Source organism: Labrys wisconsinensis, assembly GCF_030814995.1.
GTDB lineage: Bacteria > Pseudomonadota > Alphaproteobacteria > Rhizobiales > Labraceae > Labrys > Labrys wisconsinensis.
In genome coordinates this window covers 139,888-163,946 of sequence record NZ_JAUSVX010000005.1, presented here as the reverse complement: position 1 = coordinate 163,946, position 24,059 = coordinate 139,888, and the positions used below count along the sequence as shown (strand labels likewise).

The window sequence follows — 24,059 nt, the reverse complement described above, 5'->3', positions numbered from 1 at the left end:
AAGGGACCGGATGCGATCAGCGTGCGTGTCGGCCGGCGACTTGGCCGGTCGGTGAAGTATGGCGCTTTGCCGGAAGGACGGAGCCGCGCGGATCGGAGGTCGAGGTGACGGCGCCGCGCGCGGCCCAGGATTCGAGATCGCCGACAGAGTAGACGACGCGGCCACCCAGTTTGCGGTAGGCTGGGCCAGTGCCGTAGGTGCGGTGTTTCTCCAGCGTGCGCGCGGAAAGGCTGAGGAATTCAGCGGCTTCCTTGGTCCGCAGGTAGCGTGGCGGGAGCGCGGCGGTATCGGGTCGCATGGAGCGTGCCTCCGTGGGTTTGCTGGGGGCCGCTGGCAATCAGCGGCTGACAGAGACCACGGTGGCGGAGGACAGTCGGCTGCGGGGATGGGGAAGATTGGGGGGCCAAAAAACCCCACCCCTCGAAAGGGCGGTTACGACCGACGGCGATGGCGCAAGAGCTGCCGGTAGCCGCCGCCTATCATAATGGCGGCGCTTTCGACCAATCCGATAACGGCGTCGCGCAGCGGCGAAGTCTTCCACGGATCGGCGGAGACGCGCGTATCTCCGAATATCGCTTGGGCGATTTCGCGATAGCTGGCGCCGTGCTCGCGGCCGTCGGTTGCCTGCAACATCAGCCGCAGGCGTCGTCGTTGCTGTTTGGTTATGCGCGTGTCTTTGACAGACGGGCGTCCGCGTAACGACTGCCAGAATCTGGTGGCTGCCTCGATGTGTCCGAGTGTGTCATCGCCAAGCGGTATGAGCACGGCGAGCGGAGACTGAGGCGTACTGCCGGGAAGGAAGAGAAGCTCAACGCCGCTGACGCTATGTAACGCGTAGAGACCTTCCGGGCTAAGGCGTTGATCGCCAAGGTCGGCGAGTGGCGTAAATGACGATAGAGACTGGACGGCGGGCGGGAGTGTAACTGCAAGGACGGCGGAACTGGCGCTGGTTGACCAGAACACGTCCTGTAGCAGAGACGATAGGCTCGGTGAGGCGGCGAAATCGCAACCCCCAATGTCGCTCGGCCTCGTGCGACAGTGGAGTAGTCTCAAGATTTTCCGCGATCAGCCTATCGTAAAGGTGCTGATACTCGATTGACCTGCGCAAGCACTCCCACGCGAGTCCTTCTGTCGTCAACGCATCGAAATAGTCGTAACTCGTTCGATTGCGCCAGTTGGAAGTATCCGGCTTCATTGATCAGCTCCCGCCGATAATGCGAACTTAGAGCGATCAACGATTCCGGCTTGCTATCTGAGGTGGAAGCCATGGCCCGTGCATCGCGCGATGCGTCGGGTGCATCACGGTTCAGGTAGGGCACGGATGTCCGCTAGTTGGCCGACCCGCGTAGCAGTTGTCGATAGCCGGAGTGCGTCATCCACTCCGCGCGCGCGAGATGAGTGTCGTGAACGCGCTTGGCGCGATCAGGCTCGGCCTCGGGGTCGATGCCGAAAATCACCTGCACGGCCTCCCGCCAATCCGCACCATCAGCGGTCGCGTCGAGGAGGCGCATGTAGAGTTTCACATGCGCGCGGTCGTAAGCGGTCAGCTCATCCCCGCTCGGTGCCACATCTTCGAATGGGTCGATCATAGTGAATCCCTGGCCTCACAACCCAACAACGATTCAGCCAGGCATTTTACGGAAGCATTTTGACGCACGGATGCCGTGTGCGGAGCGTCAGCCGATGCGACAAGAGCATCGCGCGAAAGCAGTCGATCAGTGTTGTTTTTCCTCACGGCCATGGACGAGCAGCACACCTTGTCCTCGATCGGTGGACAGGAAGACGATGCCGGCTGCCTCCAAGGCCCGACGAACTTGATCGCGCGTGGTCTCGTACACGTCCAATCTGTTTTCAGATTCGAGGCGCTTCAACGCGGTCAAGGCTACCTGGGCGCGGTCAGCGAGCGTCTCCTGTGTCCAGCCGAGCAACGCGCGTGCGGCCCGTGATTGTCGGGCGGTGATCATGCATGATCACCTCCCACCATCACAAATACGCACGCCAGCACTACGACTATTATAGTCGTTCTTTGTGTTCGTGCGAGCAAAAATGGCGGGCTTGGGCGTTCGCTTCGGCTCCAGGCCCATGCGACTGATTCGGTCGTTGTCGAATCGGCTAGGCGTAGGCAAGTTAGGCATTCTCCCTTCCTTTCTGGTCGCCGGAAAAGGCTAGGGCCCCGGCCTTTCGGCCGGGGCCCTGAGGAGCCCGCCTTAGTCGCTGCGGCGACCGTTGGGGCGGGACCAGATGAGCGAGAAGGTGTCGCTGTCCTCGTCGTCGAAGAGGTTGGCGTAGATCGGCGCGTTGAAGCTCGGATCGTCCAGCTTCAGGCCCAGGTAATCGCGGCCTTCGATGGAGCGCTTGGACCAGGCGGCGCCGATCTCGGCGCGGCCTACCAGGACCCGGTGGCTGGGGGCGTTCTCGCCGCTGGCGCGCTGGTCGGGGACGATGCGCACGCCCTTGGCCTGGACGCTGAGGGTGACGATGTCGCCGGTGAACTCGTTCGTTCCGGTCTTCTTGAAGGTGCCGATGGTCGCCATGATAAGTCTCCGCTTTCCCTTTCGAGCCCGCACCATTGCGGCCTCGATGGCGATCGGTTGGCCGGAGGCGAGCGACGACACATCGCTTGCGACCGCAGCGCAGCGGAGGATGGCGCAGGCGCGACTTTGTTGTTTCGCGAGGAATGACGGCGCAGCCGGCAGGGGAAGAAAGTCGGGACCAGCCGTTGTGGCATAGGCGCTCGAGGCGCAGCCGTCCTTCGGCCAGATCAGGCCATTGAAGAGGCCGTTTTGGAGCGGGCCCTGGACGGACCGATGACGGAGACGTTGGTGACCTTCGACGATGACGCAAAGACCTGGCCGAGATCACCGGCGCAACCTCGCCTTGCCCAGGCCCTGCAGTGCATCTCCCCCGTCCCGCCAGCTCGGACGGGACGCTTCGACACCAGCAGATCCTCGGCTGCGATGGTGGCGCTGCCGCCCTCCGCGCGCTCCACCCTGCCGCAACCCAAGGGCTCAGGCGACGGCCCGGATCTCCGCTCCCCTACCGGGCCAACCCGATGACGTGGACGGCTGTGTTGATTGCTCTGCTGTTCGCCTGATGGCCAACGTGATGATGATGGTGTGGCATGGTGCTCCGGCCGAAAGGCCGGGGCCGCCTCAATGGTGCCGTGGTCGCTGATCCGCGCCGCCCCGCCAGTGGATGTTACGCGTATGGGCCAAAACGGCGTGCGGCCTGGGTGAGCGAAGCGAGTAGAGCCACGGTGCCGCGTCTGGGCCTACGCATTAGAAAAGACATATGCGCAGCTCAAAGGAAGGCACAACGCCAGTCTCCGGTCAGCTCGCCCTCACATGTGGGGCCGGGCTAATCTTGTCGCGAAAATCCTAAGTTTCGCGACAAGATCATCGCCCCTGAATTTCAACGAAATCCCTGTCGCAAAAGTCGCCCGCAAAAGTCAGGGTTTCGCGACCGAGTTTTACGACACTTCCGTACCGGCGCCGACCAGCTTGCGCAGGCTAGTGATGTGTCCGCGGCTAGTCGAGACACAATAGGACGTCGGGATTCAGGCAGGCATCGTCGCGATCCGAGTGGGTTTTGATGTGGCGCAGCGCTTTCCGCACCTGCTTTTGGACCCTCCAGGTTTCGATGTCCAAGAGGGCAGCCACCTCGGCGTAGGTGTGCCCTCTATACGGTTGAGGAGAAACACGCGGAGGGTGAGAGGCGGGAGGAATGACAAAATTCCCCGCCAGCGTCTGCCTCATGCCGTAGCTCGGTTTGACTATGCAGGCTCATGTCGGAAGCGGCATCGAGCGCTTCTTCGATCGGGAGCGTGATATCGGCGAGTTTCGTCGAGCCGCGCTTCGCTCGATCGAGGATGAGGTTGCTCGCGATGCGGGTCAGATAGGCCCCGGGAGACGAGATCGTAGCCGGTCCCTGATATGGCAAGGAAACGGGTGAGCGCTTCATGAGCTAGGTCGAGCGAATCGTCTGGGTTTCGGATTCTGGTCTGGAAGTATTTCCGAAGCCGAGGAAGCTCGTTGCGATAGATTTCGGCAAAATCTGAATGCGCGGCTGGCTTTTCATCCAGCACTTCGTCCCATTCCTGCCTCACGGTGTAACAGCGATCAGGCGCGGGATAGTTGTCCGGAATGGCCGGACGCCGCCATTCCGGTGATACGCACGAAGGCGGTAATACCGACGGCAACGGCACCGACGATCGAGAAGGCAAGCTGCCAGCCTTCTGACGGCATGGTGTGCTTCACAATGCCATGGGTGGCATGAAAGCCAGCGATGACGGCCGGCACGACGAACATCGCGGCGATCAGCAGACGGGCCCAGGTCGGGCGCACGGTCACGAGCAGCAATTGCCCGAAGCCGAAGGTCATGCCAGCGGCGACGAAGCCGACGAGGCCAGCGCCGAGCCATCCCGCGCCCGTGCCATAGGCCCAGGTGGCAGCGGTGATGCCCGCGAAGAACGGGAGCGCGAACACGGCAAGCGTAAAGAGCAGCCAACAGAGGAATCCGATGGCGGCTATGCTGACTAGGATGCTGACGATGATCATGGTGGTGGCTCCGTGAATGGGTGACGGATTGCGCCACCACCACCACCACGGCGCGTCTGCAAGGTTAGCAGAGTTCGAGTCGCAGTGGGAGCGGAAACGCGCAGCGTTCGCCGATTGCGCGACCCGGTTCGCCTCATGAGGCGAAGGGGTCGATTTCGCCGACAATGGCGGTTTCGTCGCCGTCGTATTCCGTTGCCGGGGTGACGGAGAGCGTGCCGTCGCCGGCTCGGTAGATGATGATCGCGGCCATCAGGGTGGTGGCGAGGCTGAAGGCGAAGGCGTGAGCGGTTTGGAGGGACATCGACCTGGCTCCTGTTTGAGCGGAGGTCCATCCCCCGCTGACAGGCGCCCGAAGTGTCCGGCTGTTGGCCGCAATCACCGCGCAGGCAAAGCCGGAGCGGCGGCACGCGCATGCGTAGTCCGACCCTTTACGGGTTGATGGCGTCAGGCCATCGGCTGGACCAAGGATCAGCGACGAAAAGCGGGGGTGGTCGTCCGGTCAGGAGACCGTGATGTCTGTTTGCCGCGAGGCCCGTTTCTGCCGGTTCGCCCGGTCCAACCCGCATTGCCAGTGACAGATCGTCAGCGCGCGGCCTTCCAGGGGTCGATGACCTCGAGATTGGCGGCATCGAATGCACTGGTGTCGCGTGTGGCGACGACGAAGCCCTTGGCAGCCGCGATCGCCGCGACGTAGCCGTCGGGCGGCGGAAAGCCTTTCCCGGCCGCGCGAGCTTTGACGGCGAGATCCGCATAGTGACGTGCAGCATCCAGGTCGAACGGCAGGACGCGATCGGCGAACAGCTCCATCACTCCGTCAAGAGCTTCGGCGAGCCTGTCCTTGCGCTTACCGTCTGGAAGTGCGCCGATGCCGAACATCAGCTCGGCGATGGTGACGCTGGAGAGATAGAGCGTCTCCGCCGCCTGATCGTCGAGCCACGCCCGAACGGCGTCGTCGGGCGCAGGCTTCATCGCCTCCGACACGACGTTAGTGTCGAGGAGGATCACTCGAAGCTCATCGGTTTGGCGGGCGTCTTGTAGCGCGCCTGGTCGAGGACGTCGACGTCCTCATTGGTCAGGCCGATGTGGCGGCTGCGTTCCGCGAGGGCCGTGCCAAGCCGCAGGCGCGTATCGGGGCGAACGGCCGTTTCGAGGATGTCGCGCATCTCGGCCTCGGCGCTGCGGCCGTGCCGTGCCGCCCGCACCTTGAGGGCGCGGTGCGTCGCGTCGGACAGGTTCCTGATCGTGACTGCGGGCATGATAGCGCCTCCGGGGAAGTTGATAGCGGTGATAGCAAAATAGGGAATTTGCCATCATTTTTCAAGATGGCCGGTTCCGGCGGCGCTTACGCACCGCCCGAGCCGAACCGATAGACCGGGATACCCATCTTGCGGGCCTTGTCGGCGAGATTGTCCTGGATGCCGGTGCCGGGGAAGATCACGACCCCGATCGGCACGACGCTCAGCATCTGGTCGTTGCGCTTGAAGGGTGCGGCCTGGGCGTGTTTCGTCCAATCGGGCTTGAAGGCGACTTGCGGCACCTTGCGGCTGTCGGCCCAGCGGGAAGCGATCTTTTCGGCGCCTTTCGGTGAGCCGCCGTGTAGCAGGACCATGTCCGGGTGCTTGGCGTGGATCTGATCGAGCTTGGCCCAGATCTGCTTGTGGTCGACGGTGTCGCCACCCGAGAAGGCGATCTTGGGCCCGGCGGGCACGAGCACCTCGGTCTCCGCGCGCCTCTTGGCGGCGAGGAAATCCCGGCTGTCGATCATCGCGGCGGTGAGATTGCGATGGTTGACCCGTGATCCGGTGCGTTGCGACCAGGGTGAGCCGGTGGCGATGCGGTAGCGTTCGGCGGCGGCCTCGCGGAAGGACTCCATGCTGTCGCGCCGTTCGATCAGGTTCTTGCCGATGTCGACCAGGCGCTCAAGCTGGAGGGACTTCACCTCTGAGCCGTCCTGTTCCCGCTGAAGCTGCTTTTGGGCCTGCTCGTTGTCGTCGAGCTTCTGTTCGATCCGGTCAGCGGCGCGGTGGAACATATTGACGGTCGACCAGAGGAGATCGGGGAGATCGAAGTCGAGGCTCGTGTCGGTGATTGTGGCGACCAGTGCGTCGAAGATGTCGGCGACGGCGCTGTCAATGATGCGGTCTTCCGGTGGCAGGCGCTGGTCGAGTTCGTCTTCGGAGGGGCGATAGCCGTGGAGCTGCAGTTCCTGGATCAAGTGGTCGGTAGGAGATGATTCGTGGTGCGGTTCGTAGTCGTCGTGCTCGCTCATGGGATGCTCCGTCGGTTGGACCGCGACCGTCGCGGCCTTCATGGCGACGAAGCCGTCGGGGCGGGACGGACCTGCACCCGGAGCGCAGCGAAGGGCCGAAGCGCCAGCGGAGGATGGCGAAGGCCGGCGATTTTGTTTCGCGATGGAAAGGCGCGAAGCGCCGCCGGAAAATCGTCGGCCGCAGCCATTGCCGATCCGGCCCGGCTGACGGCCGATCGCCCTCTCGAAGGCCGAGGCGCGGTCCTCTTCCGATGGTTGGTGCATCCTCGCGGGCATGGCGGCTGCGCGCCGCCCTTCAGCACTTTCCGGCTATGCCGCCAGGCTCATGAAGCGCGCGACGTCCTCTGGAGCGAGTTGCACCCGGACACCCGCCCGGAGCGCATCGATGCCGAGCAGCCGGAGATCCTCGTTGAAGTCCCCGAGTGCCGGCGACAATGGGATGGCCTCGATACCGTCGGCGTTCGCCCGTTCGATCAGCATGTCCCGCGCGCCATCACCCGCCGAATCGTCGTCACGAACGATATAGAGCCGTCGCAACGTCGGCGGGAACAGGATGCCGGCCAGATGTGCTGCCGAGAGCGCCGGCGCCATCGCCATGTCGGGCAGAACCTGGCGGAGCGACAGCATGGTCTCGATGCCTTCGCCCGCCGCCATCACGCTGCCGGGTACACCGATGCGGACCGCATTGCCGAGGAGATCGCCCATCGCCTTGCGCGGCGTGTCGATCGGGGCCTTGTCCGAGCCGTCTGGTGCGAGCCAGGTGCGGTGCGCGCCCGTGATCTTGTCATTGAGGTCGGTGACCGCCGCGATCATGGCAGGCCATATCTCCGTCGGACCATCCTCGGGCTTGTAGTAGCAGCGTGGATGGAAGCGTAGACCTCCGCATCCGTGCAGAAGCGTAATGCCGCGTCCACGTAGATACGTTTGCACGATTGTGCCCGTTATCGGCTGCGTTATGGCGATGAGCCGCCGTGCCGCCTCGGCGGACCCCGATGGCACTGGCGACATCCCGCGACGTGGCAATGCCGGCTCCGGTTCGGGATGCGGCAGACTGAGGAAGGTGCGGGCCTCCTCGGCAATGTCGGCGAAGTCGATGAGGCCGAGCGTTTCACGGATGACGTCGAGAAGATCGCCATGCTCGCCGGTGGCGGCGTCATTCCACTTGCCGGCTGGGCCCTTGGGCGTATCGCGCAAGCGCACGAACATCGAGCGGCCCTCGGTGTTGCGGACGTCGCCAACCTGCCAATAATTGCCCTGCCGCTGGCCGTTGGAGAGATAATGATGGCAGACCGCCTCGGCCTGCCGGCCGAGACGGTGCGCCAGTTCCGAAGCGTTCTGCCGAGCCATCACGCTGCCTCACGCTTGCTGATCCGCTCAACCGGATAGGTGTCGAGCAGCTTGCCGAGGATGGCGGGACCGGAGGCGTCAACCGGGACGAAGAATCTCAGCTTCCACGAGATGATCTCGCCGAACAGGCCATAGGCGCGTAGGCGATCCCGCATGGTGTCGGTGAAGCCGGAGAGCTCAATGCGGTTGGCGCCCATCACGCGTGCGCGGCGAAGCTGCAGCCCGTCGGCAAGATCGAGGATGGTCCGGCCATCCACGAGAGCGGCATAGGCGTCATCGCTCGTCAGGCTGGTCGTGCCGGTCGTGGTGGCGTTCGCGGCCCAGGCAGGCGAAACCCGCCGCCCGATGATGCGTTCGCCGTCATCGGTCTGGAGCCGATAGACGCGCGTCGACTCGGTGGGCAGGCGTTTCCACACCGGCAGGAGCAAGCCACTGACCATGTGCATCGTGCCCTCCGTAAAAGCCGGCACCTCGGCGACTTCGCGCTGCCAGACCGCCGCGAACGTGTCGCGGTCGGCCTCCTGCCAATGGCTGTCCGCCATCATCGTCATGGTCGCGTAATGCTGTTCCATCGGCCGGATCAGGCGGACGCGCCGTTCGATTTCACCATCGTCGAGCATGATGGACGGCGCGGACACTCGAACAGCGGCCCGGCCTGAACGCTCGTTGACCAGCAGCCGGGCATGCGGATCGTCGAGCCAGCCGAGCGCCGCATCGAGCGTGGTCGGCCGGTTCTGGCGCCGCTCGGTGATGGTGAGCAACCGCGTCTGCGCGCCCGTCGCCGGGTGGGTGTAGATCGTCGCGCGCTCGGTGACGACAAAGCTCTCCGCCGTCAGCGTCTCTAGCCCAGCGTCATAGACGCCGCTGGCAATGGCCCCAGCAACTTTGGCGTCGAGCAACTGTTCGAACGAGGTGAACAGGATGCCTTGCAGCTCGATGGTGAGCGCCAGGAGGCGGTTCAAGAAGGTGGTGATCGGCGGCAACTCGTCCTTGATGCCATTGGAGTCCATCAGCTTCAGGCCGGTCGCGGACTCGAAGCGTTGAAGCGAGCAACCTTCCACTTTGCCGCGAACGATCAGGAGGTAAAGCTGACGCAGCGCATCGCGGGCGTAGCTCGATTCCAGATTGTCCTCGGGGCGGAACAGACCCTGGCCGCCGGTCTGGCGCTGTCCACGCGTGATCGCGCCGAGCGTATCGAGCCGGCGCGCGATCGTGGACAGGAAGCGCTTTTCGGCTTTGACGTTCGTGGCGATTGGCCGGAAGAGCGGCGGCTGCGCCTGGTTGGTGCGATTGGTGCGGCCCAAGCCCTGGATGGCGGCGTCGGCCTTCCATCCGGGTTCGAGCAGATAATGCACGCGCAGCCGCTGGTTCTTTGCCGACAGCTCGGCGTGATAGCTGCGGCCGGTGCCGCCCGCGTCGCTGAACACGAGGATGCGCTTGAGGTCATCCATGAAGGCGGCTGTCTCGGCGAGGTTAGCGGACGGCGCGCGGTTCTCGACGGCGAAGCATTCGCCCTTGCGGATGATACGCCTGGAGCGGCCCGTCACCTCGGCGACAATGTCGGTGCCTAAGCGCTGTACGATCTGGTCGAGCGCGCCCGGCACGGGAGGCAGGGACGCAAGACGTTCGATCAGTTCGTCGCGGCGCGCGGCAGCTTCGCGGCTCTCGACGGGTTGGCCGTCGCGATAGACCGGGCGCGAGGACAGGTTGCCTTCGCCATCCGTGAACGGCTCGTAGAGCTGCACCGGAAAGGAATGGGCCAGATAGTCCAGAACATATTCGCGCGGCGTGATGTCGACGCGAACATCGTTCCACTCCTCCGTCGGGATCTCGGCCAAGCGCCTTTCCATCAGCGCTTCGCCGGTCGAGACGATCTGGATCACGGCGGCATGGCCATCGTCAAGATCGCGCTCGACGGCGCGGATCAGCGTGGGCGTCTTCATCGATGTGAGCAGGTGGCCGAAGAAGCGTTGCTTGGTGGACTCGAACGCCGAGCGAGCGGCGGATTTGGCCTGCCGGTTCAGTGTGCCCTCGCTGCCGGTGATGTTGGCGGCCTCCATCGCCGCGTCGAGATGGTTGTGGATGACGGCGAAGGCGCCGGCATAGGCGTCGTAGATGCCGCGTTGTTCCTCGGTCAGCGCGTGCTCGACCAGTTCATATTCGACGCCATCGTAGGAGAGCGAACGCGCGGTATAGAGGCCGAGCGAGCGCAGATCGCGGGCGAGCACCTCCATCGCCGCAACACCGCCGTCCTCGATCGCCTCGACGAATTCGGCGCGGGTGGCGAAGGGGAAATCCTCACCGCCCCACAGGCCAAGGCGTTGGGCGTAGGCGAGATTGTGGACGGTGGTCGCGCCGGTCGCGGAGACATAGACGATGCGCGCGTTTGGCAGCGCGTGCTGGAGCCGGAGGCCCGCGCGTCCCTGCTGCGAGGCGGCGACGTCGCCGCGTTCTCCCTTGCCGCCTGCGGCATTGGCCATGGCGTGGCTTTCGTCGAAAATGATCACTCCATCGAAATCGGAGCCCAACCATTCGACGATCTGCCGGACGCGCGAAACCTTCTCGCCGCGATCATCGGAGCGTAGCGTGGCGTAGGTTGCAAATAGGACGCCTTCCGAAAGCGTGATCGGCTTGCCCTGGGCGAAGCGCGACAGCGGCGTGACCAACAGGCGCTCCATGCCGAGCGCGGACCAGTCGCGCTGCGCGTCCTCGATCAGCTTGTCGGACTTGCTGATCCAGACCGCCTTGCGGCGGCCGCGCAGCCAGTTGTCGAGGATTATGCCGGCAGACTGGCGGCCTTTCCCGGCGCCGGTGCCGTCACCCAACATATAGCCCCGGCGGAAGCGCACGGTATTCTCGGCATCGGCCGGAGCCGCCTGCACGAGGTCGAAGGTCGCATCGACCGTCCACGATCCGGCGAGGAAATCAGAATGGGCTTCGCCGGCATAGATGACGGTCTCAAGCTGGGCGTCCGACAGGAGATCGGTGATGCTCACCGGCAGCATCGGCCGATAGGCGGGCTTGGGCGGCGCAATGCTCGCCATTGCCACCGATTGCACGAGCTTGGTCGGGTGCGCCTGAGAGCCGGCGATACGGATCGACTGCAATCCGTATTCTTCATAAATCGATTCCGTGAGATTGGCGCCTTCTGGCGGCGTCCAGTCCACGGTGTCGTAGCCGAGTTCGACACCTTCTGGGTCGATCGACGAAGGTGCAGCTGGGCGCGCGGTGGCTGCGCGCGCGAGATAGCTGCGAACGGTGCGAGGCGCCGCGTTCGAGACGGGTGGAGCGACTTCGGGAAGAGCGACCGGCAGACGTGGCGGAACTTGGCGCTCGATCCACGCGAGCAGCGTGGCGACGTCGGGCGCGATACCAGCGGATGACGGGAAGACGGTGGCGTCTTCGGCGGGCAGTTTGTCGATGACGGTGAGCCGAGTCTCGACGGTCGTGCCGTGCTTGGCATAGACGGCGCCCTCGATCGCCGCGGTGAAGACGACGCGGCCGCGCTCTTGAAGCCGGACGAAGGCGTCACCCCAGGCCGGTTGCTCGGGACCGAAGTTTGCGCCGGTGATCGTCACTAGGCGCCCGCCGTCGGCCAGCCGCGCCAGGGCCGAAGCAAGATGGCGCGCAGCGGCGTCAGCGACCCGGCCGGAGACGTTCGCCATTACCGAGAACGGGGGGTTCATCACGATGACGGAAGGAACGGCGGTCGTCGGGAGATGGTCGTCGATCTGGGCGGCGTCGAGGCGCGTGACGGCAACGGCCGGAAAGAGCTGGTCAAGCAGATCGGCGCGGGTTTCGGCCAGCTCGTTGAGGAGCAGCGAGCCCCCGCTGATCTCGGCGAGGATGGCGAGAAGGCCCGTGCCTGCCGACGGCTCCAGCACGATGTCGCGCGGCGTGATCGCGGCGGCGGCAATGGCGGCAAGGCCAAGTGGGACCGGTGTCGAGAATTGCTGCAGCGCCTGGCTCTCCTCGGAGCGACGGGTGTGCGTCGGCAGGAGACCGGTGACTTTCGCCAAAGCGGAAAGCCGGAGAGCCGGTGTGTAGGCTTTACGGAAAAGCGCACGTCCGTATTTGCGCAGGAAGAGGACGGTCGCGCATTCGCAGGCGTCATAGGCCGCCTTCCAGTCCCAGGCGCCGGTCGTGTCGGAGGCGCCGAAGGCGGCCTCCATTGCGGCGCGAAGGTTGTTGGCTTCGACCCGGTGTCCTCGCTCAAGCAGTGCAAGGAGCTGGTGCGCGGCGGCGACGATGGCGGATGCAGGCGGAATTGACGCGGCCGGAAGGGCCACGGGAGACATGAAGTTCATGATCGGGAGCCTCGGGAGAGCGGGAACGGTCAAGCCCAAACGGCGCTCTCTCTCGACCGCCCGGGCTCAACCCGTCCGGCAGCCCTCTCACTCTCGAAACGCTCTTCGCGGCCGGCATGACAAAAGCGCCCCAGCCGAGCGGCAGGGGCGCTTTGAGGTGTCAGCTCCAGTGTCCGTCAGCGATCTCGCAGGCGACGAGCCTGCGCGCCTTGCGGATCAGGTCATCGCCGCTGGTGTCGATGTGTCCGAAGAACCGGGCGCGCGCGCCGTTCGCGGTCCAGTCGGCATAGGCGCAATATTCGCGAGCCTCGGCCCGGAAGGCCCGCATGTCGCCGGCCCAATGGGGCTTGGGCTCCACGACGACGGTGATGCCGTCCCTGGTCTCTGACCAGGGGAGCGATCGCTCGGTGGGCGGCAGCTCACAATCGGCGGCGAAGATGGCGTCGATGTCCATCATGGCGCTTCTCCCGATGTGGCGAGGTGGATGAAGCCGCTATGATCACCAGGCTCGGGCGGCAGATAGGCGTCATAAGGATTGCCGTCGGAGAGGTGCCCGAAAGGCGTGAAGACGAAATCGCCATCGCCTCGTCCCACCGCGCAGATGACGTAACGCGGAGCGCCGCTCGCAGCATCGAGGCATTCCATGAGCGCAAGGTTGCCCTCACCGGCAGCGCGCAGCAGGGTCTGAAAATTGCTCCGGGCAGAGGACGGGATACTCATAGCCGGCCTCCCTCGCCGGAGATCGTCTGTTCGAGCCAGCCATCGGTGTAGATCCAGTCCACGGTCTCCCGAGTGGCGAATTCGAGGACATGCGCGCCGCCGCCGAAGCCATCGAGCCGGGGTTTCGAGCAGGTGTTGGCATATTGAAAACCCCAGCGGCCGGTCAGGCTGAACTCTGCGGCGCAGCGCTTCACGAACTGGATCAGCCTCTCGGGATCGCCGGTGACGTCGTGGCGCATCCAGAGCTGCGTGCCGCCATGCTCGGGCTGGATCGAGAGAAGAAAGCCCTCGGAAGGCGGTTCTTCCGATGCGCCTGCCAGGCGGTTGTAGAGGTCGAGCGCGCGAGCGGCGTTCTCGGGCGTGCCGACGTCGAGGAGGCACGAGAAATGGGTGAAATAGTCGGCCATGACAGGCTCCTGAAACGAGAAAGCCCGGCCCGCACGGCACAGCCGTGCAGACTGTCGACCTTGGGGCCGGGCGGTGTGGAAGATCGGGATGAGATGCGCGGGACGAACGAAGCCCCCCGCGCGATCGCGCTATTCGGCCGCGATGACGTGCTGGACGTCGTCCTCCTCGTCGCCCTCATTGGTGAGGAAGTCCGGCAGCGCGGCGTCTTCGTCAGCGTCGGCCTGCTCGTTCGGGCCGGGCTGATCGCCATCGAGGGACGTTAGGCGCAGCGGTTCCGGCAGCCAGCCGGTTTCCGCCAGAAGACGCTCGGCTTCCTTGGCCATGTCGCTCTTCTTCAGGTGGTCGATGAGCTGCGCGGCCGGCTCGCCGGCGCCTTCACGGACGGCCTCGAGAATGCGCAGTTTGGTCACGCGGCCGAGATAGTTGCCGACCGTGGGCTTCCAGCCTGCGGCCACCATGTCCATCCCGGTCGCCCGCGCGAGCCGGTCGGCCTGCGCCAGACGTGCGTCGAGACCGTGCTGGCTGACGCCCGAACCGGAATAGGGGTTCGGACGCTCGAACAGCGCATTGACGCCATAGCTGACGCAAAGCGCCAGCAGCTCCATGCGCGTGCTGTCATCGAGATCGGTCAGCCAGTCCCAGAGCACTTGATCGTCGGCAGGGATGTGATCCCCCCAGCGCTCGTGGCGATCATTAACCGCCTGCGCCGATGGGCTGTCCTTCAGTTCCTCGGACTGGGCCGAAAAAAAGATGTGACGGACATTGGCCTCGAGGCAGCCAGTCGGGTTGGTGTGGATGAAAGTGTCGCTGAGAAGCTTGTGCAGCAACATGGTCATGGCAACATGCGGATTTTCCGCAAGCGCATTGCGCAGCGCCAGCGTGCGATGGGCCGTCAGCTCGATCACGAGACGCTCAGGCAGCGGCTTGATGCCATCTTCCTCATCGTTCTCAGGCTCGGCGGGCTTGCCGCCGATGGTGATGACCGCACCATGGACGGCCGGCGTATCGGGCTGGTCGCTCTCGCGCGCCTCGCCATCGGGTTCGGCCTGGGGCTCATCCTCGGCGCGGACATAGCCGCGGTCGATCGACAGCGAGCCATCGGCATCGAGGCTGACGAAGACGCCGGCGATCGCGATATCGGTTGGATCGTAGCTGACGGGGCGGTTCTCGAAGGCGTCCAGGGCCTGTTCGATTTCGCCGAGACGCTGATCGATCTCGTCGGGCAGCTCGTCGGCCTCGGAATACTCCGCTTCGATCCGGTCATATTCCTCGCGCAGCGCCTCGCGGGTCGCACGTTCCTCGTCGGTCAGATCGACCGTGACGCCGGCGAGTTCACGCAGGCCGTGATCGTGGCCATAGGGGAAGCTCACCGCGACCTCGATCCACTTCCAGCCTTCCTCGGCGACCTGATCGGCGGTGGTTTTCAGCTTCTCGGCCACCATGCGGTCGAGCAGGGCCGGGTCTTGCAGCCAGCCGCCGTCGTCGGACTGAAACAGATCGCGCAGCACGATGCCGCCCGCGGCCTCGTAGGCGTTGACACCGACGAAGACGGCCCGCTTGTCCGAGGCGCGAACCGCGGTTTCGGTCAGCATCCGCCGGATCTGATAGGGCTCTTTCTGCCAGCTATCCTTGATCGCGCCCCAGACCTGCTCCTGACGGGCGTGGTCGGGGCTGACGGTGAAGGCCATGAGCTGTTCGAGTGTCATGCCGTCATCGGCATAGATCTCGAGCAGGGTCGGCGAGACGGAGGTGAGGCGCAGGCGCTGCTTGACCACGGTAACGCTGACGAAGAAGGCGGCGGCGATGGACTCCTCGGTCATTCCCTTGTCGCGCATGGCCTGAAAGGCACGGAATTGGTCGAGCGGATGGAGCGGCGCGCGTTCCATGTTCTCGACCAGCGACACCTCGTCGATGAGGATGTCGCTATTGGCGTCGCCGATGACGCACGGGACGGGAGCGTTTCTGGCCAGACGCTTCTGCTTCACCAGCAATTCGAGCGCGCGGTAGCGGCGGCCGCCGGCGGGCACTTCGAACATGCCGGTCTCAGCACCATCACCATCGAGGACCGGGCGCACATGCAGGGACTGGATGAGGCCGCGCCGCGTGATGGACTCCGCCATTTCCGCGATCGAGACGCCGGCCTTGACGCGGCGGACGTTGGACTGGCTCAGCACCAGCTTGTTGAAAGGGATGTCGCGCGCCGACGACAGGGTGATCTTCTTAATGGCAGTTGCCATGATTTTGACTCCGCGACGGGCGCCGAGAGCCTCTCTCTCGACCTCCAACCCGTCACGAAGCGAAGCGCCACCCTCTCACTTTAAGGAGGGCAGCGCCAAGGACGTGGAAAGACGTGAAGGCAGACACCGGCCTTCTTGCGGTTGTCAGATCGGTCATGCCGCCCGCCGTTCATCGCCGGCCGTGGCGTCGTCCGAACTGAGATCGGCATCGGGCAGAAAGCCGAGCAGCCAATTGGCCGCCTTGCTCGCCTGGGAGGCAGCGCGGACGATGGCGCGATTGTCCTCGCGCAGCACCTCGAGCCAGGCGCCGATATAGTCGGCGTGGCGGACGGTGGGCGTGATGCCGAGCGAGGCGCAGCAGAAGGCCGCGTTGATCTCGGCCACCAGCTCCTCGAAGGCGTATTTCCTAGAGCCGAAGCCTCCGGTCAGGTCGCGGCTGAGCCGGGAGGCATGGCCGGTGGCGTGCCCGAGCTCGTGCAGGGCCGTGCGGTGCCAGTTGATCGGCTCGAAATAGGCCTGCGGCGGCGGAACCTGCACATAGTCGTGCGCCGGCACATAGAAGGCGCGGTCGCCGCCGATACGGAAATCGATGCCCGTTGCCTCGATCAGAGCCTCGACCCGCGGCTCGATGAGGCCGGGCGGTGGTGGCGGAGCGATGGCGGCGATGCCGTCCGGCAGGCCGTCGCATTGCGCGGCGTTGAAGATGGTGAAGCGCTTGAGAAACGGAATCGCGGCTGCATCCTCGCCGGTCTCGCGGGCACGGCGCTTCTCGTCCTCCGGCGTGAAGCGGTCGGCATAGACGACGGTCGTGCCATGCTCGCCCTTGCGGACGTTGCCGCCCAGCGACAGCGCTTGGTGAAAGGTGAGCCAGCTCTGACCGAGGAAACCATGCTGGATCACCGCACCCCAGAGGATCAGCACGTTAATGCCGGAATAGTGCCGCCCGGTCGCGGCATTGCGTGGCATGGCGAGCGGCGCCTTGGCCGCGGCCGACCCCCATGGCTGGACCCAGGGCGCACGGCCGGCTTCCAGCTCGGCGATGATCTTGTCGGTGATGTCGTCATAGAGGCTCGCCCGGCCGGAGGCGGCGCGTGCGCTGTGATTTTTCCTGAACATCGCGGTTCTCCGCGACGGGCGCCGGAGACCTCTTCTCCAGCCCTCAACCCGTCACGGAAAACCCGTCCACACTCTCACTCTAATGGGGGCGTTGCGGGGATCTCCCCGCAGAAGGGGTCGGCCGAGATTGTGGCTCGGCCGCAGGGGAAAGCATTCCCCCTCAGATCTTCCTATCGCTCATACCTTTTCACGCATTTTTCCTTCAATCGACGTCGCTTCACGCGCCTTTGGCATCGAGCCACGCGCGAAGATGCTCGACGCGCCAGGCCAGAAGCGTCCTCGTGTCCTTGTCCCATCGCCGAAGCAGGCCGGTCACGACCGCATGTTCGGGCGTCCATCGGCCGCCTTGCCGGGTAACCTCGACATAACGGGTGTTCCAGACCAGCGATCCGCTAAAGCCACCGGCTTCTTCGAATTTCATTTCTGCAGCGGCCTCTGATGGGCTCTGGCTGGTCAGTTCGATATTCTCCGGCTCCCAGAGGAGCTCGAAGATCTGGGCGTCTCCGCTGCCCTCCTTTTCCTGCGTGGCATAGCCGGTCCCGTTTGTCTGATGCAGGCCGAAGGCGTAGCGGGCGTTCTCGCCAGAGAAGCCGCGGAAGAAGAGAATCTCCGCCCGATCGGCCGCAGTGTGACTTGGGGCGAATCGAGAATAGGGCACGGACTGGGCCTGGTGAGAACGGGCTCGCCACGCCGCGTCGCCGATCACTGCATAGGCGGCATCGACGGGATGTCGCTCCATCGTCCAGGGACCGGGGTGCGCGAAGACGTCGTCGCAGCCATGGAACCGGTAATGCATGGGCTGCACCACGGCGACGTGCTCGCAGGTGAGCAGGATGCGGTTCTCGCGCGATACATAAGAGCCTGTTCCGACCAGGCGCACGTCCCGCTCGGTTTCCATGCCAAGCGGCGTCACGAACGGCCGGGTATGGGTGAGCATGGCATCCGCGACCTTGTCACAAGTCAGCTTCCATTGCTCAGGGGTCATGGTCGGCGGTTTCCCAGTGCTTTTCTGGCCGGAGACAACCGACGCAGCATGCGTCGGGCCATGATCGGAGGCACCCGTCGATGCAGGTCAAGCAGGTGCTGATGATGGCAATGACGGAGCAGCCTGCCGCTCTTGCAGGGGCAGCCCCAGTGGCCTTTTGGCCAATCTTGTGAGAGCAGCCTGAGATAATAGATCAGATCCTCGCGCTTGTTTGGGATGCCCAGCGCATCTGCATATGCCTCTGCGAGGCCGGGGGCGCCATGCGCCATTTCCCCAAACGGCCATTTGTCGGTTCTCTCGAAACAGTACTGCCCCAGAAAATACTCGTTGAGTGGGCCGCTGATGAAGCCGGAGAATGACGGGTCATCCGTGGTGACCAGCCAATTTTCCCAAACGGTGGTGCAGCAATCTCCATCAGGATTGATGTGGCGATCGGGTTCGCGCGGTATTCTGCCGCCGACTTCGAATAACTAGGCCCACAGAACCGCGAGAGCATCCAAACCCGTTTTGAGCGTAGCTTTCATGATCGCCTCAGCGAGAACATCTAAGGTTGAAAAACCAGTCGATGCAGACCCAGAGGGCAAACAACCACGCCCCGATATCTCCGATCGTGATACCCAGGGTCACCAGCGCTTAACCCTGAAACAACGCCAACTATATTGGCGGTGCATCTTTGTTTGGCAAGCTTGATCGCGGGCAATCCGACACCGACACAACCACCAGACAAGCGCTGTCCGGAATGCTATTTGATTCCATGGGGGTCAAACGCGGTATCCGGGGGGAAACCTTGTGCGCATCGTTCGCGTCCACATCGAGAATTTTCGCGGAATAAGGCTCGCCGATCTGCACTTCGACGGTACGACCGTCCTGCTTGGTGACAACAACACCGGTAAGACAACAGTATTCGAAGCTATCGAGCTGGCAATTGGCGCGGACAGGCTCGCGCGCACACAAGCGATCGATGAGCATGATTTCTTCGGCGGAGACTATATCGGCGCGGAAGGTCGACCCGCGCCGCGCATTGTCACTGAGGTTGTCATTGCCGGCCTCGATCAGCAGCATTGCGACCGATTCCGCAACAATCTCGAGTTCTGGCGCAGCGCAGATCGTACGCTAGTCGGTCCGGGCGGGGCCGCTGTGGCGGGTCAACCAGGTGTCGAGCCAGCCATTCGCATTCGGTTCGAAGGCGCCTACGACCGTGACGCTGACGAGTTCACTGCAAAGACGTGGTTCGCAATTCCTCGCCAGGAGGATGGTACGCCGACCAGCGAGTGTCGATCGAGCGACAAACGAGAATTCGGTTTCCTACATTTGCGCGCGCTGCGCACCGGCAATCGCGCGCTGTCGATGGAGCGTGGCTCGCTGCTCGACGTCATCTTGAAGACCTACGAGGTCCGGACGCGAATGTGGGAGGGCCTTCTCGACCGGCTACGCGGGCTGGACGTTGTCGGCGAGAATGACGCCGAGTTCGGCCGCATTCTGACGGCTATCCGCGACGCGATGCGTGAGATCGTACCCGGCGAATGGGCGGACGCTCCGCATTTGCGCGTTTCTGAGCTGACGCGGGAAGACCTGCGTCGGGTGCTCAAGTCGTTTCTTGGTACGGGCGTTCCGGGATATGCGGCGCCGTTCCAGCATCAAGGTTCAGGCACCATCAACGCTTTAGTGCTGGCGATGCTCGGTTTGATCGCGGAGCGGCGCAACGGGCGCGTGATTTTCGCGATGGAAGAGCCTGAAATCTCGCTGCCGCCCCATGTTCAGAAGCGCGTTGTCGACAAGGTGCAGGAGCTTGCCTCCCAAGCCTTATTCACTTCGCACTCTCCGTATGTGATCGAGCAGTTCGCGCCCGAGCAAATGACGGTGATGCGGCGCGATCTCACCGGAATGCTGACCGCCGCCCAAGTCGTTTTGCCCGAAAATCTGAAGCTGAAGATTTTCCGCGACGGATTCCGTACGAGGTTCTGCGAGGCCTTGCTCGCACGCCGCGTTCTCGTTGTTGAAGGTAAGACGGAGTTCGTCGCTTACAACGCGGTCGCGCGTCGGGCGGCTCAGCTTGATCCGGCGCAACATCAACGCTTCGATTCGCTTGGATGGGTGCCGTTCGATGCTGGCGGGCAGACCACCGTTGCTTCATTCGCGGCATTCTTCCGAGGCTTGGGCAAAACGGTCGCGACAATCTTCGATCAGCAGGAGGCCGCGGCGCGCGACGCCATCGTGGCCGCATGTGATCGCGCCTTTGAACAGCCTTACGCGGGATTCGAGCATCTCCTTCGAGCCGAAGTTTCGCCGGCCATGCAAAGCTGGTGCGTGAAGTGGTTTGTCCATGTTGGGGAATGGCCGCCGGCGCTCGCCCATCTCGTCCCAGCGGAAGGCTCGCCGGATGCGGCCTATCAAGCGCCCTTCCTAGCTTTGTTCACTCACAAGAAGGGCGACGACTATCTGACCGTCTTTTTCGAGCAATGCCAACTGGGACATTTTCCGGTGACGATGATGCGCATCATTGGCGAGCTGAAGAACATGGTTCGCCCGCCCCAGCCTGCGCCCGCGCCGCCACCCCCAAACGTCTTTGGGTAAACAATGGCGCTCCAGCTATGTGATCAGCGGCGACGGCTCCTCGGTACGGATGGGAACATCCTCGTGCGGGGCGGCGCTGGCTCCGGTAAGACCACCATCGCATTGGCGAAGGCGTGTGCCGATTTGACGGCCGGAAAGCTCGGAACCACTGGTAAGGCGCTTTTCTTGAGCTTCGCGCGCGCGACGGTGGCGAGAGTCGCGGAGCAAGCGACGGCTACGATTCCGCGCGAGCAGATGTCGCGGATCGAGATCAACACCTATCACGGGTTCGCGTGGACGATCTTAAAGAGCCATGCCTATCTGCTATCCGCGCGCCAGGGTGTATCTCTGCTGTTGCCAGCCCAGGCGCGAGACCGCCTAGCAGGCCTGGACGGGGACGCGCGCAAAGCACGACAGCGCCAATTGTTCGATGACGAAGGACTGGTCGCTTTCGACCTATTCCCCTCGCTGACGACCGAGTTGCTGCAGAGCATTCCCGTCTTGGCGCGCGCTTACGGCGGCGCTTATCCGCTCATTATTGTCGACGAGTTTCAGGATACCAATGCCGAAGAATGGACGATGATTTCGCAGCTCGGTCAGCACAGTACGCTGATTGCGCTGGGAGACCCGAAGCAGAGAATTTACGATTTCAAGGGAGCCGATCCACGGCGGTTCGACGAGTTCATCGCGACGTTCAGACCGACCCAATTTGATTTCCTCGGAGAAAACCGCCGCAGCCCCGGTACGGACATCACGCTATTTGCTGACGCGGTGATCGACGGAGTGTACCGACCGGAGCCCTACACGGGTGTTACGATATCTGCCTATCCTGGTCAGAGTCTGCGTCCTCTGAAGCAGGAGGTGCTCCGCATCGTCAATCGGCTGCGCAGGGGACAGGATTGGTCGTTGGCGATCCTCGTGCCGGCGAATGTGTTGGCTGTGAGTGTGTTCGACTACATGGCGCGCGCGGACCACGGCCTTCCAAGCTATCCCGTCGAGATTCTTGTGGCGGCTGAGGGGCCGATGCTGGCCGGAGCGTTGATCGCGCTCTTTCTTGAACCTCCGGCTGACAACCAGCCGTTGGGAGCGCATGTCCTGGATGCGCTCGCGACGTTCGAGTTGGGCCGGATTGAGACAGCTTCGGGTGGAGCGATTACCAAGGCGAATCGGTTGCGGACGCTGGCACGCGCTGTTCGTGCTCGAGGCGACGATGGTTTCGGTCGGCGGGGCATCGGCCCCGACGTCCAACGGTTGCTCGCAGACATTGCGGCGATCGTTTTAACGGGCGATCCGATGGCGGATTGGCGAGCGGTTCGCGCCGCGATGGCGGCAAGCCCACGGGACGAAATTCAGGCCGTCGCGCGGGAGGCGCGTCATATGCGGCTACTGAGGCGCGGAGCTCAGATCGAGGCACGGCTTGCCGAGGCTTGGCGCACGCACGGCGCTTATCGAAATGCGCGCGAGCTTCTACACGCCGCGGTGGTCGAGGATCAGTTCGCCGCAACCACTCGGCCTCACCGAGGTGTAACGGTGATGACGATCCACAAGGCTAAGGGAAAGGAATTCGATGAGGTGATCGTGTTTGAAGGACTGTACCAGCGATATTTCCAGCCTCGCGGTGCCGACGCAGAGCGATCGGCACGGTACAATCTCCATGTCGCCGCGACGCGGGCACGCACCGCAGTCACGATCATGACTCCGTCGCGTGATCCATGCCGTCTGCTATCATGACGTCAGGTCGAACCCGTGCGGTACGCGGCGACTCGATTGGCGCCCGTTGGAGACGTTCATATCGCCGCTGGGAGGTTCACACGGCGCATCAGCGTCTCCCCACTCTCCTTCCGCTCAGAATAGCGGTCAGTGAGGTAACCCGAGACATCGCGCGTCAGCAGTGTGAACTTCACCAGCTCCTCCATTACGTCGACGACCCGATCGTAGAACGACGACGGCTTCATCCGATCTGCCTGGTCGAACTCCTGGAAGGCTTTGGCGACGGAAGACTGATTGGGGATCGTCACCATGCGCATCCAGCGTCCAAGGACGCGCATCTGATTGACGGCGTTGAAGCTCTGCGAGCCGCCGGACACCTGCATGACGGCCAGTGTGCGCCCCTGTGTCGGCCGAACCGCACCGACCGAGAGCGGAATCCAGTCGATCTGCGCCTTCATTACAGCGCTCATTGCGCCGTGCCGCTCCGGGCTGGTCCAGACTTGGCCTTCCGACCAGAGCGAGAGCTCCCGCAATTCCTTCACTTTCGGATGGCTGACCTCGGCGCCGTCCGGCAATGGCAGGCCGCGCGGATCGAAGACGCGCGTTTCAGCGCCGAAATGTCTCAGCAGGCGCTCGGCCTCCAGTGTGAGGAACCGGGAGTAGGAGCGTTCGCGCAGCGAACCGTAGAGCAAGAGGATACGGGGCGGATGGGTTGAGGGCGTTGCCTGGAGCCGGTCGATTGTCGGCACGTCCAGGCATGCGTCATCGACGTTAGGAAGATCACGCGGCATCAGCGCTTCGCCTCGGCCACGGCCCCGGGCCTTTCTCCGCGCTCGTACCAGCCTTTGGAGCGGTTCACGATCCAGACGACGGAGAGCATCACTGGCACCTCGATTAGCACGCCGACCACGGTGGCCAGCGCCGCGCCCGACTGGAAGCCGAACAGGCTGATGGCGGCGGCAACCGCCAGCTCGAAGAAGTTCGATGCACCTATCAGCGCCGATGGACCGGCGACACAATGCTGTTCGCCGGTCAGGCGGTTGAGCAGATAAGCAAGACCGGAGTTGAAATAGACCTGGATCAGGATCGGCACGGCGAGCAGCGCGATCACCAGCGGCTGGGCGAGGATCTGTTCGCCCTGGAAGCCGAAGAGCAGGACCAGCGTGGCGAGCAGTGCCACCAGCGACAGCGGCTGAAGGCGGTCGAGGAAGCGCTTCAGTGCCGGCTCGCCGCCAGTGGCGAGTATCCCGCGGCGCAGCACCTGCGCCGCGATCACCGGCACGACGATATAGAGCGCGACGGACAGGACCAGCGTGTTCCACGGCACGGTGATGGCCGAAAGACCGAGCAGCAAGCCGACGACGGGCGCAAAGGCGAACACCATGATGGTGTCGTTGAGCGCGACCTGCGAGAGCGTGAAATGCGGCTCGCCCTTGGTCAGGTTCGACCAGACGAAGACCATGGCCGTACAAGGCGCAGCAGCGAGGATGATGAGCCCGGCGATATAGGAGTCGATCTGGTCCGCCGGCAGGTAGGGCCGGAACAGATAGCCGATGAACAGCCAGCCGAGCGCCGCCATCGAGAAGGGTTTTACGGCCCAGTTGACGAAGAGCGTGACGCCGATGCCGCGCCAGTGTTCCTTGACCTGGCCGAGAGCAGCGAAATCGATTTTGATCAGCATCGGCACGATCATGAGCCAGATCAGCGCCGCGACCGGCAGATTGACCCTGGCGATCTCGGCCGCGCCGATGGCGTGGAAGACGCCCGGCATGAGGTGGCCAAGCGCAATGCCCGCGACGATGCACAGGGCGACCCAGAGGGTGAGATAGCGTTCAAAGGTGGACATGGTCT

General features: G+C 63.8%; 23 protein-coding genes. 2 read left to right on the top strand and 21 right to left on the bottom strand.

Annotated elements, in window-relative coordinates:
• Positions 1 to 16: 16 nt before the first annotated feature.
• From QO011_RS15445 to QO011_RS15355, 19 genes are all read right to left on the bottom strand, one after another.
• Positions 17 to 298, bottom strand: a complete 282-nt coding sequence (locus tag QO011_RS15445; RefSeq protein WP_307273563.1) for a helix-turn-helix transcriptional regulator — start codon at positions 296 to 298, stop codon at positions 17 to 19.
• A gap of 134 nt (positions 299 to 432) precedes the next feature.
• Complete coding sequence (locus tag QO011_RS15440; RefSeq protein ID WP_307273560.1) at positions 433 to 765, bottom strand: DUF2285 domain-containing protein; 333 nt, start codon at positions 763 to 765, stop codon at positions 433 to 435.
• Positions 766 to 850: 85 nt separating this feature from the next.
• The gene (locus QO011_RS15435) at positions 851 to 1,195 is read right to left on the bottom strand and encodes a transcriptional regulator domain-containing protein (RefSeq protein WP_307273557.1); all 345 of its coding nucleotides are present in this window, start codon (positions 1,193 to 1,195) and stop codon (positions 851 to 853) included.
• Between the two features lie 133 nt (positions 1,196 to 1,328).
• Positions 1,329 to 1,589, bottom strand: coding sequence for a DNA -binding domain-containing protein (locus QO011_RS15430; protein WP_307273556.1), 261 nt, complete (start codon positions 1,587 to 1,589; stop codon positions 1,329 to 1,331).
• 126 nt (positions 1,590 to 1,715) lie between these two features.
• Positions 1,716 to 1,964 (bottom strand): helix-turn-helix domain-containing protein, encoded by a 249-nt coding sequence (locus QO011_RS15425; RefSeq protein WP_307273555.1) that lies wholly within the window; start codon positions 1,962 to 1,964, stop codon positions 1,716 to 1,718.
• Positions 1,965 to 2,207: 243 nt separating this feature from the next.
• Positions 2,208 to 2,534 carry a DUF736 domain-containing protein gene (locus QO011_RS15420; protein WP_307273553.1) on the bottom strand — a complete coding sequence of 109 codons (327 nt, stop codon included), beginning with the start codon at positions 2,532 to 2,534 and terminating at the stop codon, positions 2,208 to 2,210.
• Between the two features lie 1,584 nt (positions 2,535 to 4,118).
• Complete coding sequence (locus QO011_RS15415; protein ID WP_307273550.1) at positions 4,119 to 4,556, bottom strand: hypothetical protein; 438 nt, start codon at positions 4,554 to 4,556, stop codon at positions 4,119 to 4,121.
• 133 nt (positions 4,557 to 4,689) lie between these two features.
• Positions 4,690 to 4,857, bottom strand: a complete 168-nt coding sequence (locus QO011_RS15410; protein WP_307273548.1) for a hypothetical protein — start codon at positions 4,855 to 4,857, stop codon at positions 4,690 to 4,692.
• Positions 4,858 to 5,138: 281 nt separating this feature from the next.
• A complete protein-coding gene (locus QO011_RS15405; RefSeq protein ID WP_307273545.1) occupies positions 5,139 to 5,561 on the bottom strand; it encodes a type II toxin-antitoxin system VapC family toxin in 423 nt (140 codons plus the stop codon).
• Positions 5,558 to 5,812, bottom strand: a complete 255-nt coding sequence (locus QO011_RS15400) for a FitA-like ribbon-helix-helix domain-containing protein (RefSeq protein ID WP_307273543.1) — start codon at positions 5,810 to 5,812, stop codon at positions 5,558 to 5,560. Before QO011_RS15400 ends, QO011_RS15405 begins: the two co-directional genes overlap by 4 nt.
• A gap of 86 nt (positions 5,813 to 5,898) precedes the next feature.
• On the bottom strand, positions 5,899 to 6,825 hold the full coding sequence (locus tag QO011_RS15395) for a DUF2493 domain-containing protein (protein ID WP_307273539.1): 927 nt from the start codon (positions 6,823 to 6,825) through the stop codon (positions 5,899 to 5,901).
• Positions 6,826 to 7,134: 309 nt separating this feature from the next.
• On the bottom strand, positions 7,135 to 8,172 hold the full coding sequence (locus QO011_RS15390; protein WP_307273536.1) for a DUF7146 domain-containing protein: 1,038 nt from the start codon (positions 8,170 to 8,172) through the stop codon (positions 7,135 to 7,137).
• Entirely contained in the window at positions 8,172 to 12,479 is a 4,308-nt protein-coding gene (locus QO011_RS15385; RefSeq protein ID WP_307273533.1) for a strawberry notch family protein, read from the bottom strand. Before QO011_RS15385 ends, QO011_RS15390 begins: the two co-directional genes overlap by 1 nt.
• Before the next feature lie 160 nt (positions 12,480 to 12,639).
• Complete coding sequence (locus tag QO011_RS15380; protein WP_307273531.1) at positions 12,640 to 12,936, bottom strand: hypothetical protein; 297 nt, start codon at positions 12,934 to 12,936, stop codon at positions 12,640 to 12,642.
• The gene (locus QO011_RS15375; protein ID WP_307273527.1) at positions 12,933 to 13,199 is read right to left on the bottom strand and encodes a DUF6117 family protein; all 267 of its coding nucleotides are present in this window, start codon (positions 13,197 to 13,199) and stop codon (positions 12,933 to 12,935) included. Before QO011_RS15375 ends, QO011_RS15380 begins: the two co-directional genes overlap by 4 nt.
• Complete coding sequence (locus QO011_RS15370) at positions 13,196 to 13,606, bottom strand: hypothetical protein (protein WP_307273524.1); 411 nt, start codon at positions 13,604 to 13,606, stop codon at positions 13,196 to 13,198. Before QO011_RS15370 ends, QO011_RS15375 begins: the two co-directional genes overlap by 4 nt.
• Positions 13,607 to 13,735: 129 nt before the next feature.
• Entirely contained in the window at positions 13,736 to 15,844 is a 2,109-nt protein-coding gene (locus tag QO011_RS15365) for a ParB/RepB/Spo0J family partition protein (protein ID WP_307273521.1), read from the bottom strand.
• A 153-nt stretch (positions 15,845 to 15,997) separates the two neighbouring features.
• The gene (locus tag QO011_RS15360; protein ID WP_307273519.1) at positions 15,998 to 16,960 is read right to left on the bottom strand and encodes an ArdC family protein; all 963 of its coding nucleotides are present in this window, start codon (positions 16,958 to 16,960) and stop codon (positions 15,998 to 16,000) included.
• 217 nt (positions 16,961 to 17,177) lie between these two features.
• Positions 17,178 to 17,945, bottom strand: a complete 768-nt coding sequence (locus tag QO011_RS15355) for a hypothetical protein (protein WP_307273516.1) — start codon at positions 17,943 to 17,945, stop codon at positions 17,178 to 17,180.
• A gap of 789 nt (positions 17,946 to 18,734) precedes the next feature.
• Here QO011_RS15355 and QO011_RS15350 point away from each other — a divergent pair.
• Positions 18,735 to 20,519, top strand: a complete 1,785-nt coding sequence (locus QO011_RS15350) for an ATP-dependent nuclease (RefSeq protein WP_307273514.1) — start codon at positions 18,735 to 18,737, stop codon at positions 20,517 to 20,519.
• 3 nt (positions 20,520 to 20,522) lie between these two features.
• Positions 20,523 to 22,229 (top strand): UvrD-helicase domain-containing protein, encoded by a 1,707-nt coding sequence (locus QO011_RS15345; RefSeq protein ID WP_307273511.1) that lies wholly within the window; start codon positions 20,523 to 20,525, stop codon positions 22,227 to 22,229.
• Positions 22,230 to 22,285: 56 nt separating this feature from the next.
• Here the strand turns inward: QO011_RS15345 and arsH are convergent, their stop codons facing one another.
• Positions 22,286 to 22,999 carry an arsenical resistance protein ArsH gene (gene arsH / locus QO011_RS15340; RefSeq protein ID WP_307273510.1) on the bottom strand — a complete coding sequence of 238 codons (714 nt, stop codon included), beginning with the start codon at positions 22,997 to 22,999 and terminating at the stop codon, positions 22,286 to 22,288.
• The gene (arsB, locus tag QO011_RS15335; RefSeq protein ID WP_307273507.1) at positions 22,999 to 24,054 is read right to left on the bottom strand and encodes an ACR3 family arsenite efflux transporter; all 1,056 of its coding nucleotides are present in this window, start codon (positions 24,052 to 24,054) and stop codon (positions 22,999 to 23,001) included. The genes arsH and arsB overlap by 1 nt, the downstream gene beginning before the upstream one ends.
• Between the last annotated feature and the right edge of the window lie 5 nt (positions 24,055 to 24,059).

Bases quoted from the DNA above. Each gene is read 5' to 3' on its own strand.
- QO011_RS15395 (WP_307273539.1), bottom strand. From the start codon at position 6,825: ATGAGCGAGCACGACGACTACGAACCGCACCACGAATCATCTCCTACC.
- QO011_RS15410 (WP_307273548.1), bottom strand. From the start codon at position 4,857: ATGTCCCTCCAAACCGCTCACGCCTTCGCCTTCAGCCTCGCCACCACC.
- arsH (WP_307273510.1), bottom strand. From the start codon at position 22,999: ATGCCGCGTGATCTTCCTAACGTCGATGACGCATGCCTGGACGTGCCG.
- QO011_RS15400 (WP_307273543.1), bottom strand. From the start codon at position 5,812: ATGCCCGCAGTCACGATCAGGAACCTGTCCGACGCGACGCACCGCGCC.
- QO011_RS15360 (WP_307273519.1), bottom strand. From the start codon at position 16,960: ATGTTCAGGAAAAATCACAGCGCACGCGCCGCCTCCGGCCGGGCGAGC.
- QO011_RS15420 (WP_307273553.1), bottom strand. From the start codon at position 2,534: ATGGCGACCATCGGCACCTTCAAGAAGACCGGAACGAACGAGTTCACC.
- QO011_RS15390 (WP_307273536.1), bottom strand. From the start codon at position 8,172: ATGGCTCGGCAGAACGCTTCGGAACTGGCGCACCGTCTCGGCCGGCAG.
- QO011_RS15430 (WP_307273556.1), bottom strand. From the start codon at position 1,589: ATGATCGACCCATTCGAAGATGTGGCACCGAGCGGGGATGAGCTGACC.
- QO011_RS15435 (WP_307273557.1), bottom strand. From the start codon at position 1,195: ATGAAGCCGGATACTTCCAACTGGCGCAATCGAACGAGTTACGACTAT.
- QO011_RS15370 (WP_307273524.1), bottom strand. From the start codon at position 13,606: ATGGCCGACTATTTCACCCATTTCTCGTGCCTCCTCGACGTCGGCACG.
- QO011_RS15385 (WP_307273533.1), bottom strand. From the start codon at position 12,479: ATGAACTTCATGTCTCCCGTGGCCCTTCCGGCCGCGTCAATTCCGCCT.
- QO011_RS15415 (WP_307273550.1), bottom strand. From the start codon at position 4,556: ATGATCATCGTCAGCATCCTAGTCAGCATAGCCGCCATCGGATTCCTC.
- QO011_RS15375 (WP_307273527.1), bottom strand. From the start codon at position 13,199: ATGAGTATCCCGTCCTCTGCCCGGAGCAATTTTCAGACCCTGCTGCGC.
- QO011_RS15365 (WP_307273521.1), bottom strand. From the start codon at position 15,844: ATGGCAACTGCCATTAAGAAGATCACCCTGTCGTCGGCGCGCGACATC.
- QO011_RS15380 (WP_307273531.1), bottom strand. From the start codon at position 12,936: ATGATGGACATCGACGCCATCTTCGCCGCCGATTGTGAGCTGCCGCCC.
- arsB (WP_307273507.1), bottom strand. From the start codon at position 24,054: ATGTCCACCTTTGAACGCTATCTCACCCTCTGGGTCGCCCTGTGCATC.
- QO011_RS15425 (WP_307273555.1), bottom strand. From the start codon at position 1,964: ATGATCACCGCCCGACAATCACGGGCCGCACGCGCGTTGCTCGGCTGG.
- QO011_RS15445 (WP_307273563.1), bottom strand. From the start codon at position 298: ATGCGACCCGATACCGCCGCGCTCCCGCCACGCTACCTGCGGACCAAG.
- QO011_RS15355 (WP_307273516.1), bottom strand. From the start codon at position 17,945: ATGACCCCTGAGCAATGGAAGCTGACTTGTGACAAGGTCGCGGATGCC.
- QO011_RS15345 (WP_307273511.1), top strand. From the start codon at position 20,523: ATGGCGCTCCAGCTATGTGATCAGCGGCGACGGCTCCTCGGTACGGAT.